The sequence below is a fragment of the Nocardia sp. NPDC005746 genome, assembly GCF_040630785.1.
Classification (GTDB): domain Bacteria; phylum Actinomycetota; class Actinomycetes; order Mycobacteriales; family Mycobacteriaceae; genus Nocardia.
The window spans coordinates 69,260-85,751 of record NZ_JBEXYE010000007.1 but is presented as its reverse complement, the minus strand read 5'-3'; the positions used below and the strand labels follow the sequence as shown (position 1 = coordinate 85,751).

Here is a 16,492-nt window from a genome sequence, read left to right as displayed (position 1 = left end):
CCGCAATGGATATCGGAGTGCGCCGGACCGTCCTGCCCGGCGGCCTGCGGGTCGTGACCGAGCATGTGCCGGGCGTGCGCTCGGCCTCGATCGGCGTATGGGTCGGTGTCGGTTCGCGCGACGAGGGCCCGACCGTGGCCGGCGCCGCGCATTTCCTCGAGCATCTGCTCTTCAAGGCCACGCCCTCGCGCTCGGCCCTGGACATCGCCGAGGCCATGGACGCGGTCGGCGGCGAGCTCAACGCGTTCACCGCGAAGGAACAGACCTGCTACTACGCCCATGTGCTCGACGAGGACCTGCCGCTGGCGGTGGACCTGGTCAGCGACGTGGTGCTCAACGGGCTGTGCCGCGCCGAGGACGTGAGCGTGGAACGGCAGGTGGTGCTGGAGGAGATCTCCATGCGCGACGACGATCCCGAGGACTTGGTCGGCGACGCGTTCCTGACCGCGCTGTTCGGCGACCACCCCATCGGACGTCCGGTGATCGGCAGTGTCGAGACCATCGAGGCCATGGGCGCGCACCAGCTGCGCTCGTTCCACCTGCGCCGCTACCGGCCCGACCGGATGGTGGTGGCGGTCGCGGGCAATATCGAGCACGAGCACGTCGTCGAATTGGTGTTCCGCGCCTTCGAGAATCGGCTCGAGACCGGACTGGAACCGGCGCCGCGCCGCGAGGGGAAGTTCCGCCCGCGCGGCAATCCGGAACTGATCCGCATCAACCGCGACAGCGAGCAGGCGCACCTGGTGTTCGGCACCCGCGCCTTCGGGCGGCACGAGGGTGAGAAGCGCTGGCCGCTGTCGGTGCTCAACACCGTACTCGGCGGCGGCCTGAGTTCGCGGCTGTTCCAGCGCATTCGGGAGGAGCGCGGGCTGGCGTACTCGGTGTACTCCAGTGTCGACACCTTCGCCGACACCGGCGCGTTCTCGGTGTACCTGGGCTGCCAGCCCGAAAACCTCGGTCGCGTAGCCGCTCTGGCGCACGGCGTGCTCGAGGAGGTGGCGGCCAACGGCATCACCGACGCCGAATGCGCTCGCGCCAAGGGTTCGCTGCGCGGGGGACTGGTGCTGGGGCTCGAGGACTCCGGATCGCGGATGAACCGCATCGGGCGCTCGGAGCTCAGCTACGGCAATCACCGCAGTGTGTCCGAAACCCTCGCTCGCATCGACGAAGTCACCACCGAGGAGGTGTCCTCGATCGCGACGAGCCTGTTGGCGCGACCGTTCGGGGCGGCGGTGGCCGGACCGTATCGGCGCACCCGCGACCTGCCCTCGGCCGTCCGGAATCTGGTCGGCTGAAATACTTACTCGGCGGTAATCTCCAGCCGCCGGTGAGGTATGCCCGTTTGTGGCTATGATCACCTCGCCGGAATGGGAGGGGTCGTGGTCGAACCAGGTGAGAACTTCGCCGGGTATGTCATCGAACGTGAGCTCGGACGCGGCGGGATGGGTGCGGTGTACCTGGCACGCCATCCGCGCCTGCCGCGTTGGATCGCACTGAAGCTGTTGAACGCGGAGTACCACGGCGACAGCGAGACTCACGCTCGCTTCGAACGCGAGGCCGACCTCGCGGCCCGGCTGAATCACCCCGGTGTGGTGACCGTCTACGACCGCGGCGTCGAGGACGGGCGACTGTGGATCGCCATGCAGTACGTCGACGGCATCGAAGCCGAATCGGTCACCGACATGACCGCCGAGCGCGCCGTCGAGATCGTCGCCGCCACCGCCGACGCCCTCGACTACGCGCATCGAGTCGGCGTGCTGCACCGAGATGTCAAGCCCGCCAACATCATGCTGGCCCGGGAGACCCGCGAACAGCAGGCGGGGGTGCTGCTCACCGACTTCGGCATCGCCCGGCTACAGGAGGACACCGGCCGCCTCACCGGCTCCGGCTCGGTCATGGCGACCCTGGCCTACGCCTCCCCGGAACAGTTGCAGAACCAGCCGGTCGACCACCGCGCCGACCAATACTCCTTGGCCTGCACCCTGTTCCGATTGCTGACCGGGGTTCCGCTCTTCCGCGCGAACGACCTCGGGGCGATCGTCAAAGCCCACCTGTACGACAACCCGCCGCCGATCGCCAGCCTGCGACCCGACCTCCCCGCGACCCTGGATCCGGTCCTGGCCCGCGCATTGGCCAAGAACCCCGACGACCGGTACCCGACCTGTTCGGACTTCGCGGCGGCCGCGCAACGCGCACTGGCCGAGGGCGTCGCGGTCGAGAGTGCCCACGCGCCGCCGCGCCGCCGCGCCGCGGATCCGTCCGCCCGACGGCTCGCCGCGCCGTCCACCGGCCGCCGGGGGACCCGCAACGCGCCGGGTTCGCGAGCGGCGCAAGCGGATTCACCGGCCGGTCGATGGCAGCAATCGGACCCCAACGCGGTGCGGCGGGGACAACAGTCCGATACGCCGCCACCCTGGCCCGGGCAGCAGCCCGACTCCTCGGGGACGCGGCGGGGCCAGCAGTCGAACACACCGGCGGCCCGGCCCGGGCAGCAGTTCGACACGTCGGGGATGCGTCGGGCGCAGCAGCCGGACGCACCCGCGGTCTGGCCGGGACAGCAGTCCGAGGCGTCAGGGGCGCGACGCGGTTCGCAGCCGGATTCCGCTGCGCGCCGAAGACATCCGTCGGAGACCACCGGCGCGCGGCGGGTGCACCCGTCGGAGACCACCGGCGCGCGACGTGTTCCACCCTCGGAGACCACGGGCGCGCGGCGAGTCCATCCCTCGGAGATCACCGGAGCCCGGCGCGCGCACCAGCCGGACGCCACCGGGGGGCGTCGGACCTCGCCGTCGGAAACGACCGGGGCGCGGCGGATTCCGCCATCGACGGCGGTGCGTTCGGGCCGGCTGACCGACATTCCCGCCCTGTTCGGGCCGCGCACGGACCGGCATCAGTCGCCGCCACAGCGTATGACCGCTCCGGGTACGGGCCGGTGGCTGAGCGGCCTGCGCATGCTGGTGGTGATGAGCGTGGGCCTGGCGGTCGCGCTCGGTGTGGTGGTGTTCGTCATGAGTCCCTCCGGCCGCGGCGCCAAGCCGAAGGCGGCCGCCGCCGAGATCGCCCAGATCAGTGCGGCCTTCCCGGGACTGGTGCCGCGTTCTCCGGAGCTGGGCTCGGGATTCAATTCGGCCAGCTGCCGCGTGGTCGACCACGACACCAAGGATTTCCTGCCGCCCTTCGCCTTCGAGGGCTGGGCCGCGGCCTGGGACTGCCAGTACTCCGCCGACCACGAAGTCCGCGAGTACATCGTCTTCGCCTACGATTCCGCCGCGGTGGCGCGTTCGGCGGCCCGCCGGATCCGTCCGGCCGGAAGCGCCCTGGAGGATCTGACCTTCAAGGAGTTCTGCGGCGCGAAGCAGTACGTCAACCACCGTTTCGACGCCACCGCCGACGTCCCGTCCACGGTCTTCGCCACCTCGTTCTTCGACGACCCCAAGCGCGAGAAGTTCCTCATGTACACCCGCGGCATCCCCACCACCCCGAGCGGTGTCGTCGACTGGTGGAAGTCGCTCCCGCTCACCCAGTCCTGACCGGTCGCGGGCACGAGGCCCGAACGCGACCCGCGCCACCGCTGTGGCGCGTGGTCGGAACCTCGACGGGCACGGCCGGTTCCCGGTCGCTTCCACGCGTCCGGGACGTTGGCAGCTGTCTTTCGCCGCCGCGCCGGTGTACGGGCACCGGTCCGCTTCCGGGGTGGCCCAGCATCCTGGGGGAGGTCGGGCCGGACCCGCACCCTGTCCTTCGCCGAGGAGGATCGAGCGCGCGGTTGATCGCCTCGCGTGCTGGCCGGGCCGCTACTCCGGTGTGTGTTCGCGGTTCGCGGCGGCGAGGACGGCGGGGAGCAGGCCGGGGAGGGCGACGTCGAGGTCGTCCGCGCGCAGGCGTAGGTGGGTGTTGCCGTCGATGGTGACGCGTTCGGTGACGCCCGCTTCGCGCAGGATCTTGAAGTGGTGGGCGGCGGTGGATTTGCTGACGCCGTCGTAGGTGAGGCTGCAGCGGATGGGGGCGCCGGCTTCGGCCAGGCGGCGGACGATTTCCAGGCGGACCGGGTCCTGGAGCGCGCCGAGCACCGCGGGGAGCGGGGCCACGGCGGGCAGCGCGTCGGTGTCGGTCATGACCTACCTCACGGGAAAACTAGTTTGATAACTGTCGAACCTTGGCTACGGTGAGTTCGATAAGGTTCAAACTTACCTGATGGAGGCTGGGATGGCATCGGCAACGGCGGTGGAGACCAGCGCGGAACAGGGCGCTCAGAGCTGGGCGTACGCGCTCGTGCTCGCGGCCAGTGGTGTCGCGCTCGGCGTCTCGGGGGCACCGGCCCCGCTGTACGGGCTCTATCAACGCAGCTGGCATTTCTCTCCGCTCACCACGACGTTCGTCTTCGCCGTCTACGCGGTGGCCGCCCTGGGCGCGGTCCTGGTGTCGGGCCGGATCTCGGATGTGGTGGGCCGCAAGCCGGTCCTGCTCGGCGCGTTCGCGACCATGATCGTCGGTCTGGTGGTGTTCCTGTTCGCCGACAATGTGGCCATGCTGCTGCTGGCGCGGGCCCTGCACGGGGCCGCGGTCGGCGCGATCGTGGTGGCGGGCGCGGCGGCGCTGCTGGACCTGCGCCCGCAGGCGGGCGCGCGGTCGGGACAGCTGTCCGGGGTGGCCTTCAATGTCGGTATGGCCGTGGCGATCCTGGGGTCGGCGGTGCTGGCCCAGTACGCGCCGCATCCCCTGCGGACGCCGTATGTGGTGATCACGCTGGTGTGCCTGTTGATCGCCGCGGGCGTAATGGCGCTGCGGGAACCGCACGCGGCGCGGCAGAAGCAGCGCATCACCATCGCCAAACCGGCTGTGCCGCAGGAGATCCGCGCTGATTTCTGGTTCTCCGCGCTCGGCGTGATGGCGGCCTGGTCGGTGCTGGGCGTGCTGCTGTCGCTGTACCCCTCGCTGGCCTCGGCCGAGACCGGCATCCACAATCTGGTGTTCGGCGGCGCGGTGGTGGCTTCCACGGCGACCGCGGGCGCACTCGCCCAGGCCGTCGCGGGCGGCATCCCGGCGCGCCGCGCGGCCATCGCCGGCGATGTCGGGATGGCGATCGCGCTGCTGCTCACCGTTCCGGCGCTGAACACCCACAACTGGGTGCTGGTGCTGCTGGCCGGACTCGCGCTGGGCGGCACCTTCGGCCTGGGCTTCGGCGGATCGCTGCGGCACCTGTCCAACGTTGTGCCGCAACACAAGCGGGGCGAGACCATGTCGGCCTACTACCTGCTGGCCTACTCGGCCATGGCGGTGCCGACGGTGCTGGCGGGCTGGGCGGCCACCACGTGGGGGCTGAGCACGGTCTTCCCGTGGTTCGTCGCGGTGGTCGCGCTGGCCTGCCTGGGCGCGGCCGGGATCGGCCTGCGCCGCAACGCCGAGGCCGCGGCAGCCGTGGTGGCCACCGCGATTGTCGACTGACTGCCGCGCCGCCGTCCAGGTTCTCGGAACAACCCGCCCGCGTCCGCCCCGGTGACCCCACGTCGCCGGGGCGGACGCGGCATTCCGGGCGAAACAATTTGCGATGCCCGGTTTTTCGGGTGCGCGAAGTCGGGGTGGAATTGCCGCATCCGATGCGTGAGGCGTCCCGGATCGCTATTCTTCGGCTATGCGGCGGTGGAGGTTCGGTGGGGTGGTGAGCCGGACGGTACACCGGTCGGGTCTATTGGTGTCGGTGCTGGTCGCCGTGACGGGCGGGCTCGCCATCGCGGGCCTTACCTGGTGGGGGCTGTGGCGCTTCCTCGGCGCCAAGGCCGAGACGCCGAATCAGCTGGATCTGAGCCGGATTTCGCTCGCGGTGGCGGCGGGCATCGGCGGCGCGGTCGCGCTGGTGGTGGCCTACCGCAAGCAGCGCGACGCCGAGCGCGGACGTTTCGCCGAGGTCTTCGGGGCCGCCGCCGGTCAGCTCGGCGACCCGGATGTGGCGGTGCGCATCGCCGGGGTCTACGCCATGGCCGGGGTCGCCGACGAGTTCTCCGCGCGCTGGCGGCGCCAGCAGTGCGTCGACGTGCTGTGCGGCTACCTGCGGCTGCCGTACCAGCCGGAGGAGGGCGCCAGCCACCTGGTCTCCAAATCCCAGCGCATCGAGGACCACGGCACCGCCGTCGAACGGGTGTACACCTACCGCCAGAACGACCGGCAGGTCCGCGACACCATCGTCCGGGTGATCGCCGAACACCTGCGCCCCTCCGCCGAGACCCGCTGGAGCTCCTGCGATTTCGACTTCACCGACGCCGTCTTCGAGAACGCCGACTTCCGCTACGCCGTCTTCGCGGGCCGCAATACCCGCTTCACCAACGCCATGTTCCTGAGCGGCCGCACGGTCACCTTCGAGCAGGCGCGGTTCCTCGGCAAACGGGTCACCTTCCGCGGGGCCATCTTCCGCAGCGCCGCCGTGTTCGACCGGGCCGTCTTCGCCCACACCGCCGTGGACCGCGCCGACCGTGACGACACCGCCGCCACCTTCGCCGAGGCCACCTTCGGCAGCGGCGGCAGCTTCGAGGGCGCCGAATTCCGGGGCACGCGAACCGCGTTCGACCGCACCACGTTCGCGGGGGAGCGGACCAGCTTCGCCAACGCCGTCTTCGCCGCCGACCAGACCACCTTCGAGCGCGCGGTGTTCGACGGCGAGCGCATCACCTTCACGGGTGCGGAATTCATCGGCGCGCGAGTCACCTTCGCCGATTCCCGCTTCTACACCGAGTCCAGCTCCTTCGACTGCGCCCGCCTGGGCACGCAGATCCGCTGGCGCACCGGCCGCACCCAGGAAGTGTCGTTCGCGCGCACCGAGTACCACGGCACGGTCTCCTTCGCCGACACCGTCTTCGGGGGCCGCAAGGTGGTCTTCGCCGGGGGTGACTTCTTCGGCGACATCTCCTTCCGCCGCGCCGCCTTCGATGCGCGCGAGGTCAGTTTCGACCGCCCGAAGGCGTGGGTCGGTGTCCACTTCGACTGGGACGAGAGCCCCGCGACCAAGCCGTCCCATATCTCCCCGACCCCGTGGCCGCCGGTGCTGGCCGAATCCGCCTCCGAACTCGCCTCCTGAACCAGCCGGGCGCATCGCCCGTTTTGCCCGGAACTCCGCCGTGGGATAGCTTGCAGACGAGCGGAGTTGAAGGGGTTGGGTGGTGGGGAGCCACGGCGTCGGCTGGGTTGCCGCGGTAGCGGTTCCACTGTTCTGCCTGGCGGCGGCCCTCGCGAGCCGGACCGGAGCGGCATCGAAGCGGCGGCGGGTGAGCGCCCTGGCATTCGCGGCGACCGGCTGGATCCTCGTGTTCGCCGTGGTGACGGCCACCCTCTCACCCATGACCCGGGAAACCGTCGCGGGCAAGCCCATCGGCGCGCCACCCGAACTCGTGCAGGCCGGGCAGCCGACCACCTCGGCCAAACCCGCCGCCCCCGATCCCATGGCGTCCCTGAAGCCGGGGGACTGCGTCGAGGTCCCCATCGAGCGAGCCAGGGACGCCTCGGGCGCCCCGACCTGGAAAGCGGGCACACCCGAACCGTCGGACTGCAATTCGGTGGACGCGAACTACCGGGTGCTGCAGAACGGCCCCGACCCGTGCACCGGCCCGCTCTACACGCTCGATTCCGCCCCCAAGGACAAGACCGGCAAGCCGCGCTACCACCTGTGCCTGACCTTTGACTGGCGCACCGGCGTCTGCTACGACACCACCGCCATGGAGACCCCGTCGAAGGTCGACTGCGCGACGCCCGGCGAGCACATCGTCCAGGCCACCGCCGTGCTGGCCGACGCCACCTCCGGCGCGTCCTGTCCCCGGGACGGCCGCGGCGCGGTCTGGGTGATCTGGCGCAAGCTCGAACTCACCGTGTGTTTCCGCGGCGGCGACAACCCGGGGACGTGACGGTCAGCGCCGCTTGCCGACGGTGATGACGTCCGGGATCAGCCACGACGGCAGCGGCCGCGCGACCTTGCGCTGATCGACGACCTCGAAACCGGCGTCGGTCAGCAGTGTGCGGGTCTCGCGCGGCGACGGCGCGTGCGCGGGGAAGCGCGGGCTGCGGGTCAGCCGTTGGATCGGGCGCGACGCCGCACCGGAGGGATGCATGGTCGCGATGGCCACCAGGCCGCCGGGCGTCAGCACCCGATGGAATTCGCGCAGCGCCGCCGGATGGTCGAAGAAGTGGAACGCGCTGGTGGTGACGACCGCGTCCAGTGCGCCGTCGTCGAAGGGGAGATGCTCGGCGGCGGAATGCCGCCACTGGACCTCGGCCGAGCGGGCGCGGGCCTGCTCCAGCATGCCCGCCGAGGCGTCCACGCCGTAGACGGCGTCGGGCCGCAGTTCGCGTTGGATGCGGGTGGTGAGAATGCCGGTGCCGCAGCCGATGTCGGCGATCCGCCGGGATCCGGCGGCGCGCAGTTCGGCGACCATCTGGTCCTGCGGCGGGCGGTAGACGAAGTGTTGCAGGGCGGCGGTGTCGTAGGCGCGGGCGACATTGCCCCAGAACCGCGTCACCACATGGTTGAAGGCGCGGTTGCCGGTGGTCAGCGAAGTGGTCATGTGTGCTCCTGTCCCGCTCCATGGAATCAGATTCCGGACTGTCTGGGAAGGTGCGATGGAGTAGCGTCGGGCGCATGAGGATTCGTGGTGCCGTCCTGGAACAGATCGGGGCGTCGACGCCCTTCGCCGATTCGAAGCCGATCACCATCAGCGAGCTGGACCTGGGCGAACCCGGCCCGGGTGAGCTGCTGGTCCGGATCGAGGCCGCGGGCCTGTGCCATTCCGACCTGTCCGTGGTGGACGGCAACCGCGTCCGCCCGGTCCCCATGCTGCTGGGCCACGAGGCCGCGGGCCGCGTCGAGGCGCTCGGCCCCGGCGACTCCGACCTGCGTGTCGGCCAGCGCGTCATCATGACCTTCCTGCCCCGCTGCGGCTCCTGCGCGGGCTGCGCCACCGACGGCCGTACCCCCTGCGAGCCCGGAAGTCTCGCCAACAACGCGGGCGAGCTCCTCGCGGGCGGACGGCGTTTGCTCCGTGACGGTGTCGAGGTCCACCACCACCTGGGCGTCTCGGGCTTCGCCACCCATGCCGTCGTCGACCGTCATTCGGTGGTCCCCGTCGACGACGACGTGCCCGCGGAGGTGGCCGCCGTCCTCGGCTGCGCCGTCCTCACCGGTGGTGGCGCACTGCTGAATTCGGCCAAGCCCGGTCCGCGGGACCGCATCATGGTGGTCGGTCTCGGCGGTGTCGGCATGGCCGCGGTGCTGGTGGCCGCCTCCCTGCGCGCGAGCACCGGCCAGGAGGTCATCGCGGTGGACACCGTCCCCGAGAAGCTGAAGACCGCACTGGAACTCGGCGCGACCGCCGCCTACACCCCGCAGCAGATCGCCGCCGACAACATCCAGGCCGACGTCGTCGTCGAGGCCGCCGGCAATATCCGCGCCTTCGAAACCGCCGTCGCCGCAACGGCTCCCGGCGGCACCACGGTCACCGTCGGCCTGCCCGCCCCCGACGCCCGCGCTGCCATCTCCCCGCTGGCCCTGGTGGCGCAGGGTCGCACCATCATCGGCAGCTATCTCGGCTCCGCCGTCCCCGCCCGCGACATCCCCGAATTCGTCCGCATGTGGCGCGAAGGCACCCTCCCGGTCGAGCGCCTCGTCTCCTCCCGCATCCGCCTCGACGACATCAACCACGCCATGGACGAATTGGCCGCCGGCCACACCCTGCGCCAGGTCATCATCTTCGACTGAGGCGCAGGCGGCCCGCCGCGGGCCGGTGGTCGGCGGCGGGCCGATCAATGTGGGGCGACCGCGAGGTGGCGAGCTTCCCGCCCACGCGGCGGATCCGGTTGCGTGATCTCGGGAACGGCACGATGCGAACGGTTCTCGTGCAGACCGGCGTGGTGAACACCGGCGCGCATCCCGGCTGGCTGGTCTCGCAATTGCTGATACCGGTTCCGTCCTGAACTAGAACGTGTTCTAATTTGGCCATGAGCGGATTCGCGGACGGCCAGGTCGACCCGGCATTCCGGGCGGTGCGGGATGTGTTCGAGGCGAGCTTCGCGGACGGGGGGAACGCGGGCGCGGCCGTGGCCGTCTTCGTCGACGGCCGTCCGGTCGTCGACCTGTGGGGCGGCCTCGCCGACACCCGGGCGAACCGGCCCTGGGTGCGCGACACCCCCGTGGTCACCTACTCGTGCACGAAGGGTGTCACCGCCACCGCCGCACTACTGGTCGCGCATGAGCGCGGCGTCGGCCTGGACGATCCGGTCACCGACTGGTGGCCGGAATACGGTGTCGGAGGCAAGGATTCGACGACACTGGCCGATCTGCTCACCCATCGAGCGGGTCTGCCGGTCTTCGAGCGTCCCGTCTCCGCCGCCGACGCCGCGGACCAGCGGGCGATGGCGGCCCGGCTGGCCGAACAACACCCGGTGTGGAAACCCGGCACCGAACACGGCTATCACGCCCTGACCTTCGGCTGGCTGCTCGGCGAATTCGTCCGCCGTCACACGGGATTCACGGTCGGCGAGTATGTGCGCCGGAACTTCGGCGACCAGCTGTGGATCGGCGCGCCGCCCGAGGTCGCGGAGCAGGCCGCCCGCGTGGGTGCTCCGCCCGCCGCCGACCAGGCGTGGACCGACCCCGCCCCGCTCAGTGCCGCGACGGTGGCCGAGATGGCGCGCGCCTTCCAGGACCCCCGATCGCTGGCCTTGCGTGCCTCCACCAATCCCCTGGGCTCCTACAACAATCCGGAGGTGCTGGCCGGCGGCTGGCCCTCGACCGGACTGGTCACCACCGCCCGTGCCCTGGCCCGCTTCTACGCCGACCTGGCGGGCGGCGACCTCCTGCCCCCGGACGTCCTCGCCGACGCCGTCCGCGAGCGCGTGCGCGGCCGCGACGCCGTGCTGACCCTGGAGAGCGCGTTCGGCCTGGGCTACATGCTGCCCTCGGAGAACATGATCCTGCCCGAGACGGCCCGCCCCACGGCCTTCGGCCATCCCGGCGCGGGCGGCGCGATCGGCCTGGGCGACACCGCGAATCGGCTCGCGATCGCCTTCACCCCGAACCTGCGCCGCGACTGGGTCTCCGGCGACCGCCGGGCCTACCACCTGATCGACGCGGCCTACGGCGCGCTCTGAGCGCCGTGGACCGCGTCGAATCCCGGTGGAACCGGCTGAATCCCGGTGATCTACTTGACCGTCAGCGTGACCTTCTTGGTCTCGGTCTTGGCGGGCAGCTTGGTGGTGTCCACCGCCAGGATCTCGCCGGTGTCCTGAACGCCGTTGGGCAAAATCTTGGCCTTGAGCCCGAACGGCGGCTGGTCGCCGGTGACGGCCTCGATGCCGAAGTCGCTGTCGTTGGAGATGTAGAGGGTCTTGCCGTGGTCGTTGGTGGCCACGCCCTCGATCTTGTCGTGGCCGAAGAACTTGCCGTCGGCATTGAGGCCGTCCAGCAGCCCGCCCAGGTCGAGGTTGCCGGTCTTGGCGACCGGCGTGATGCCCGCCTTCCTCAGCGCGGCGATGCCGTCGGCGGTGCTGACGGTGCCGACGTAGACCTCGACCGGCTTGCCATCGATCAGCAGGCCCTTCTCCGGGTCGTACTGCGCGCCGGGGACTTTGGCGTCCGGGCCGATGTCGGTGGCGCCGGCGATGTCGACGGTCCACAGCTTCTTGTTGGCCTTGGGCGCCTTGTTACCGTCGCGCTCGTCCACCAGGAAGGTGGTGTTGGACAGCGCGGTGATCTCGGAGACCGCCAGCTTCTCCTTGGGCGACTCGAGCGGCAGCGCGAACTCCTTGACCGCCTTGGTCTTCAGGTCCACGGTGACGATGCGGGTCATCGGGGTCTCACGGGCATTGGTGACGCCCGGCTCGTTGAGCGCGCTCTGGACGACACCGACCAGGGTGCTGCCGTCGGGGGTGACGGTCAGGCCCTCCATGCCCTGGTTCGGGGTGCGGAACGCGAGTTCCTTGGGCAGTCCGCGGCCCGGCGCGAGCCGCTCCAGCTCCGCGCCCTTGGCGTCGAAATGCACCAGGAACGGGCCGTATTCGTCGGAGATCCAGAAGGTGCCGTCGGCGAGCGCGACCAGGCCCTCGCTGTCGATGCCGTGATCGGTGGGCGGCAGCGCCTTGCCGGTGAGGTCCTTGATGGTCTCGCCGGTGGTGGCGGAGGCGTCGACCAGGCCGTTGAAGGGCTGCCCGGCCGGATTCTTCAGCAGGATGGTGGATTCCACCACGGCCTTGTTGCCGACCAGCTTGAACTTGGCGATCTGCGGGGTGAAGTCCGGGACCGGCGCGATCTTCTCGTTCTTGCCCTTGCCGTCCACGTTCGGGCCGCGGTCGGTGAGCCCGTAGAACTCGTCGGTGGAGCCCGGGACCGGGGTGAAGGCGGAGCCGTAGGCACTGGCCTGCACCGGAACTCCGCCGAATTCCCCGATCGGCGGGATGTCGGTGGTGAACAGGCGGACCGCGTCGGTGGTGGTGACGGTGATGGAGTCCGAGCCGGTGTACCCGGCCGCGGGGGTGTACACCAGCGCGCCGTCCAGCCGCCGGCTCAGGGTGCCGTGCTGCGGGTCGGCGACCGCGACGGCGGCGTGGCCCCCGGTCTTGTCCAGCAGCTGGTCCAGCGAGATCACCAGCGGCTGGCCTGCCGCGGCGGTGAAGTCGGCGGAGTCGGATCCGGAGGAGCAGGCGGCGGTGACGGCGGCTGCGCCGACGACGACGGCGACGGCAACCCGGCGGGAAACGGGACGAATTCTCACGAGAGATGCCTATACGTCCGATCCGTCGCCGGGTTGGCCGTTGCCTGAACACCTTCCGCCGAGCTCGTGAACCGGCCGCGCGTCAGGATCGGGTCTGCTCGGGCTCCCAGCCCGGCGGGGCGAAGATGTAGCCGAGTTTGTCGCGCCAGTTCGTGGTGCTCCGCACGTCGCGCACGATCTTGGCGTATTCGCCGTACTGCAGCGTCAGCAGATTGTAGGTGCCCACCGGCTTGGTGAGACCGTAGGTGGGACGCTGGATCTCGGGTTCGAAGGTGCCGAACACGCGGTCCCAGATGATGAGCATCCCGGCGTAGTTCTTGTCCAGGTACTGCGCGTCGCTGCCGTGGTGGACCCGGTGGTGCGACGGGGTGTTGAAGAGGAATTCCACCGGGCCCCAGAGCTTTCCGACGGACTCGGTGTGGGTGAAGAACTGGTAGATCAGGTTGATCGTGAAGGCGATGTAGATCGTCCAGGGCGTGAAGCCCAGCAGCGGCAGCGGCGCCCAGAAGACGGCCTCGGTCCACGGATTCCACTTCTGCCGCAGGGCGGTTCCGAAGTTGAAGTACTCGCTGGAGTGATGCGCCTGATGCGCCGCCCAGCCGATCCGCACCCGGTGGACGAAGCGGTGGTTCCAGTAGAACGCGAAGTCGAGGACGAGCAGCAGCAGCGCCCAGCTCCACCACACATTAGTGGGGATGTGCCAGGGCGCGACGTAGGTCCACAGGAAGACGAACAACACCAGCGACCCCGCCTTGAAGATCGCGCTCGACACCAGCGAGCCGACGCCCATGCTCAGGCTCGTCCGGGTGTCGCGGGCCAGGTACCCGGTGGCGTCGTGATCGTCGCGCAGGGCCAGCGCCTCGGCGCCGATGGACAGTAGAAAGACCGGGACCGCGTACAGCAGCGGTGTATTGATCTCATGCCAGACCTGCGAAAACATCGGACCTCCTCGAATTGCCCAATTCGTAAGTTACCAATTGGTCAATTCAGGGACAAGAGGCCGATTCGGACATTCGAGGTTGCCTGGGTCAGGTGAGGGCGGCGAACAGCCGGCTGCTGCGGGCGACCATGGCCTCGGCCGTCTCGTCCGGATGGCTCAGCCACCAGTCCACGAGCGCGGCGACCACGCCCGTCCAGACCGCGCGCAGTGCCGACAGATCGTGCGGATCGGTCAGTCCGTGCAGCGACACGAACGCCGACACACCCCGATCGGCCTGCGCCGAGATGCGGGCGCGCGCGGCCAGCGCCGCCTCGGCCGCGGGCCCCTCGTCCGGATGCGACTGGTCCTGCACGACCTTCCAGTCGTGCGGGCGCGGTTCCAGGACCGTGAAGATCGCGGCGAGCGTGCGTTCAGCCATATCGAGCGAGGCCGGCCCGGCGAAGGCCGCGTCGATGGCGTCCCCGAGCACCGCCGAGGCCCGCTGCACGCAGGCCACGTACAGCCCGTCCTTGGAGCCGAAGTAGCCGTACACCAAGGGTTTCGACACCCCGGCCGCCGCCGCCACCGTCGCGGGGGACAGACCCGCGTAACCGACCCGGGCGATCTCCGCGGCGGCCACGTCGAGAATCTGCGCCTCGCGTTCGGCGCGCGGGACGCCCTTGGTTCCGGCTGTGGATCGCACCCTCGAAAGTTACCACTCGGTCAATTCGGCAGGCCCGTGGTCACCGGCCTGTGGTCGGAGGCGTTTCGCCGACCCGATAGGCTCGACGGGTTCCAGATCGGTCATAGCGAAGGAGACCAGGTGGCCACGAACCGGATCCGGGTGGGTGTGCTCGGGGCGCGCGGCAAGGTCGGGCAGTCCATCTGCGCGGGCGTCGAGGCGGCCGCGGATCTGGAGCTGGTGGCGCAGGTCGACAAGGACGACTCGCTGGAGGCGTTCACCGCCGCCGGGACCGAGGTCGTGGTCGACTTCACCCATCCCGACGTGGTGATGCCGAATCTGAAGTGGCTGGTGGAGAACGGCATTCACGCCGTCGTCGGCACCACCGGCTTCGACGCCGAGCGGCTCGAGCAGGTCAAGGGCTGGCTCGCCGCCAAGCCCGAGGTCGGCGTGCTGATCGCCCCCAACTTCGCCATCGGCGCCGTGCTGAGCATGCGGTTCGCCGAGCAGGCCGCCCGCTTCTTCGACTCGGTCGAGGTCATCGAGCTGCACCACCCGAACAAGGCCGACGCGCCCTCGGGCACCGCCTTCCGGACCGCCGCGCTCATCGCCGCCGCCCGCGAGAAGGCCGGTGTCGGCCGCAGCCCCGACGCCACCAGCCAGGAGCTGGAGGGCGCGCGCGGCGCGGACGTGGACGGCGTGCGGGTGCACTCGGTGCGGCTGGCCGGGCTGGTCGCCCACCAGGAGGTGCTGTTCGGCACCCAGGGCGAGACGCTCACCATCCGCCACGACTCGCTCGACCGCACCTCCTTCGTGCCGGGCGTGCTGCTGGGCGTGCGCAAGACCCCGCTGCGCCCCGGGCTGACCGTGGGCATCGACCCGCTGCTCGACCTGTGAGCGCTCCGGCGGCGAACAACGGCCGCGAGGTCTTCAAGCGGGTCGGCTTCATCGCCGCCCTGGTGCTGGTCCTCGGGTTCTATTTCGTGCTGCTGGGCCGGATCGCGTTCAGCCTCATCGGTTCCGGCAAGCCCGCCGCCATCGGCCTCGGCCTGGGCGTGCTCATCCTGCCGCTGCTGGGGGTATGGATCGTGGGGACCAGCGTCCGCGCCGCGTTCGCCCACCAGCATCTGGCCAGGCGCATGCACGAGGAGGGCGGTGAGCTCGACGTCTCCGAGCTGCCGCGCCGCCCCTCCGGCCGTATCGAGAAGGCCGCCGCCGATGAGCTTTTCGAGCAGGTGAAGGCCGAATTCGAAGCGGACCCGCAGAACTGGCGCACCAGCTACCGCGCGGCCCGCGCCTACGACTATGCCGGGGACCGCACCCGGGCGCGCGAAATGATGAAGCGCGCAGTCGATTTGGAGCGCGCCGAGCGTTCCGGCTCTCGGTAGCCGGCGTTTCGCAGGAAACCTGCCGGTAGGTTGCGACCGGAGTAAAGTCCGCCGGGTGAGGTTCACGGTGGGTTATGCGCTGGCCATCGCCTGCGCGACGATGGGGTCGCCTGCGGCGGTATCGGCGGTGGCGCGCGCGGACACCGCGCCGTCCTGTATCGAGTCGGAGAATGACTACAAACTCGAATGGCAGCTCAGCTGGTCGATCTACGAGGCCGAGCAGCGCAATCCGGCCGACGCGCGGGCGGTGCGCGAGGTGGATCTGCCGATCACCATCGACGCCCCGCTGGACAAGGTGTGGTCGGTGTACACCGACTTCCGCAACGGCCTGGGCCGCCACTCCTTCCTCAAGGACATCATCGTCCACCGCACCTGCGACGAGGACGGCGTGCGCGTCACCGATTTCACGGCGCTGGAAGACATTCCGATGGGGCCGATCACCTTCCCCGGCCACACCCAGGCCGAGCAGCGCCTGTATCCGGACCAGAACTACTACACCTCCGACACCTGGGACATCCCCAATGTCACCACCCATCAGGTGGTCACCTTCACCGACAACGGTGACGGCACCACCACGGTCAACGAGCACCTGACCTTCGTCGCCGATCAGCCGCTCATCGATTTCACCGCGGACAACGGCGTGGCCGCGCACCTCGCCTCCCAGGAAGCGGTGAAGGCCGATATCGAGAACGGCACGCTCTGAGCGGTTTCGCGTGACGAACCGAACGCGGCCCGGAACCTGGTGGTTCCGGGCCGC

Annotated in this window: 15 protein-coding genes; 10 read left to right on the top strand and 5 right to left on the bottom strand. The window is 70.1% G+C overall.

The genetic code is table 11. From position 1 onward, the window contains the following. Positions 1 to 5: 5 nt before the first annotated feature. Together ABZ412_RS15440 and ABZ412_RS15435 are read left to right on the top strand one after the other, a co-directional pair. Positions 6 to 1,295 carry a pitrilysin family protein gene (locus tag ABZ412_RS15440; protein WP_357281628.1) on the top strand — a complete coding sequence of 430 codons (1,290 nt, stop codon included), beginning with the start codon at positions 6 to 8 and terminating at the stop codon, positions 1,293 to 1,295. A gap of 84 nt (positions 1,296 to 1,379) precedes the next feature. Further along, entirely contained in the window at positions 1,380 to 3,530 is a 2,151-nt protein-coding gene (locus ABZ412_RS15435; RefSeq protein WP_357281089.1) for a protein kinase, read from the top strand. A gap of 264 nt (positions 3,531 to 3,794) precedes the next feature. Here the strand turns inward: ABZ412_RS15435 and ABZ412_RS15430 are convergent, their stop codons facing one another. Beyond that, positions 3,795 to 4,115 (bottom strand): helix-turn-helix transcriptional regulator, encoded by a 321-nt coding sequence (locus ABZ412_RS15430; protein ID WP_357281086.1) that lies wholly within the window; start codon positions 4,113 to 4,115, stop codon positions 3,795 to 3,797. A 91-nt stretch (positions 4,116 to 4,206) separates the two neighbouring features. Here ABZ412_RS15430 and ABZ412_RS15425 point away from each other — a divergent pair, with 91 nt between their 5' ends. From ABZ412_RS15425 to ABZ412_RS15415, 3 genes are all read left to right on the top strand, one after another. Continuing rightward, positions 4,207 to 5,445 (top strand): MFS transporter, encoded by a 1,239-nt coding sequence (locus ABZ412_RS15425; protein ID WP_357281084.1) that lies wholly within the window; start codon positions 4,207 to 4,209, stop codon positions 5,443 to 5,445. A 214-nt stretch (positions 5,446 to 5,659) separates the two neighbouring features. Further along, on the top strand, positions 5,660 to 7,069 hold the full coding sequence (locus tag ABZ412_RS15420) for a pentapeptide repeat-containing protein (protein ID WP_357281082.1): 1,410 nt from the start codon (positions 5,660 to 5,662) through the stop codon (positions 7,067 to 7,069). Between the two features lie 82 nt (positions 7,070 to 7,151). Further along, on the top strand, positions 7,152 to 7,889 hold the full coding sequence (locus ABZ412_RS15415) for a hypothetical protein (RefSeq protein WP_357281080.1): 738 nt from the start codon (positions 7,152 to 7,154) through the stop codon (positions 7,887 to 7,889). A gap of 3 nt (positions 7,890 to 7,892) precedes the next feature. On the opposite strand, the gene ABZ412_RS15410 is transcribed toward ABZ412_RS15415, so the two are convergent. Beyond that, positions 7,893 to 8,546: a methyltransferase domain-containing protein gene (locus ABZ412_RS15410; RefSeq protein WP_357281077.1), complete on the bottom strand. Its 654-nt coding sequence runs from the start codon at positions 8,544 to 8,546 to the stop codon at positions 7,893 to 7,895. A 74-nt stretch (positions 8,547 to 8,620) separates the two neighbouring features. Here ABZ412_RS15410 and ABZ412_RS15405 point away from each other — a divergent pair, with 74 nt between their 5' ends. Next, positions 8,621 to 9,736: an alcohol dehydrogenase catalytic domain-containing protein gene (locus ABZ412_RS15405; protein WP_357281075.1), complete on the top strand. Its 1,116-nt coding sequence runs from the start codon at positions 8,621 to 8,623 to the stop codon at positions 9,734 to 9,736. Positions 9,737 to 9,975: 239 nt separating this feature from the next. Beyond that, positions 9,976 to 11,127, top strand: coding sequence for a serine hydrolase domain-containing protein (locus ABZ412_RS15400; RefSeq protein WP_357281072.1), 1,152 nt, complete (start codon positions 9,976 to 9,978; stop codon positions 11,125 to 11,127). Positions 11,128 to 11,177: 50 nt separating this feature from the next. On the opposite strand, the gene ABZ412_RS15395 is transcribed toward ABZ412_RS15400, so the two are convergent. The 3 genes from ABZ412_RS15395 to ABZ412_RS15385 all read right to left on the bottom strand — a co-directional run bounded on the left by ABZ412_RS15395 (position 11,178) and on the right by ABZ412_RS15385 (position 14,368). After that, positions 11,178 to 12,746, bottom strand: a complete 1,569-nt coding sequence (locus ABZ412_RS15395; protein ID WP_357281070.1) for an esterase-like activity of phytase family protein — start codon at positions 12,744 to 12,746, stop codon at positions 11,178 to 11,180. A gap of 82 nt (positions 12,747 to 12,828) precedes the next feature. After that, positions 12,829 to 13,686, bottom strand: a complete 858-nt coding sequence (locus tag ABZ412_RS15390; RefSeq protein WP_357281067.1) for a sterol desaturase family protein — start codon at positions 13,684 to 13,686, stop codon at positions 12,829 to 12,831. An 88-nt stretch (positions 13,687 to 13,774) separates the two neighbouring features. Continuing rightward, entirely contained in the window at positions 13,775 to 14,368 is a 594-nt protein-coding gene (locus ABZ412_RS15385) for a TetR/AcrR family transcriptional regulator (RefSeq protein ID WP_357281065.1), read from the bottom strand. A gap of 135 nt (positions 14,369 to 14,503) precedes the next feature. Here ABZ412_RS15385 and dapB point away from each other — a divergent pair, with 135 nt between their 5' ends. The 3 genes from dapB to ABZ412_RS15370 are packed head-to-tail and all read left to right on the top strand — an operon-like array spanning position 14,504 to position 16,438. Further along, positions 14,504 to 15,244 (top strand): 4-hydroxy-tetrahydrodipicolinate reductase, encoded by a 741-nt coding sequence (gene dapB, locus ABZ412_RS15380; protein ID WP_357281627.1) that lies wholly within the window; start codon positions 14,504 to 14,506, stop codon positions 15,242 to 15,244. Further along, positions 15,241 to 15,735 carry a hypothetical protein gene (locus ABZ412_RS15375; RefSeq protein ID WP_357281062.1) on the top strand — a complete coding sequence of 165 codons (495 nt, stop codon included), beginning with the start codon at positions 15,241 to 15,243 and terminating at the stop codon, positions 15,733 to 15,735. The genes dapB and ABZ412_RS15375 overlap by 4 nt, the downstream gene beginning before the upstream one ends. Before the next feature lie 55 nt (positions 15,736 to 15,790). Further along, positions 15,791 to 16,438: a hypothetical protein gene (locus tag ABZ412_RS15370; RefSeq protein ID WP_357281059.1), complete on the top strand. Its 648-nt coding sequence runs from the start codon at positions 15,791 to 15,793 to the stop codon at positions 16,436 to 16,438. Positions 16,439 to 16,492 lie beyond the last annotated feature (54 nt).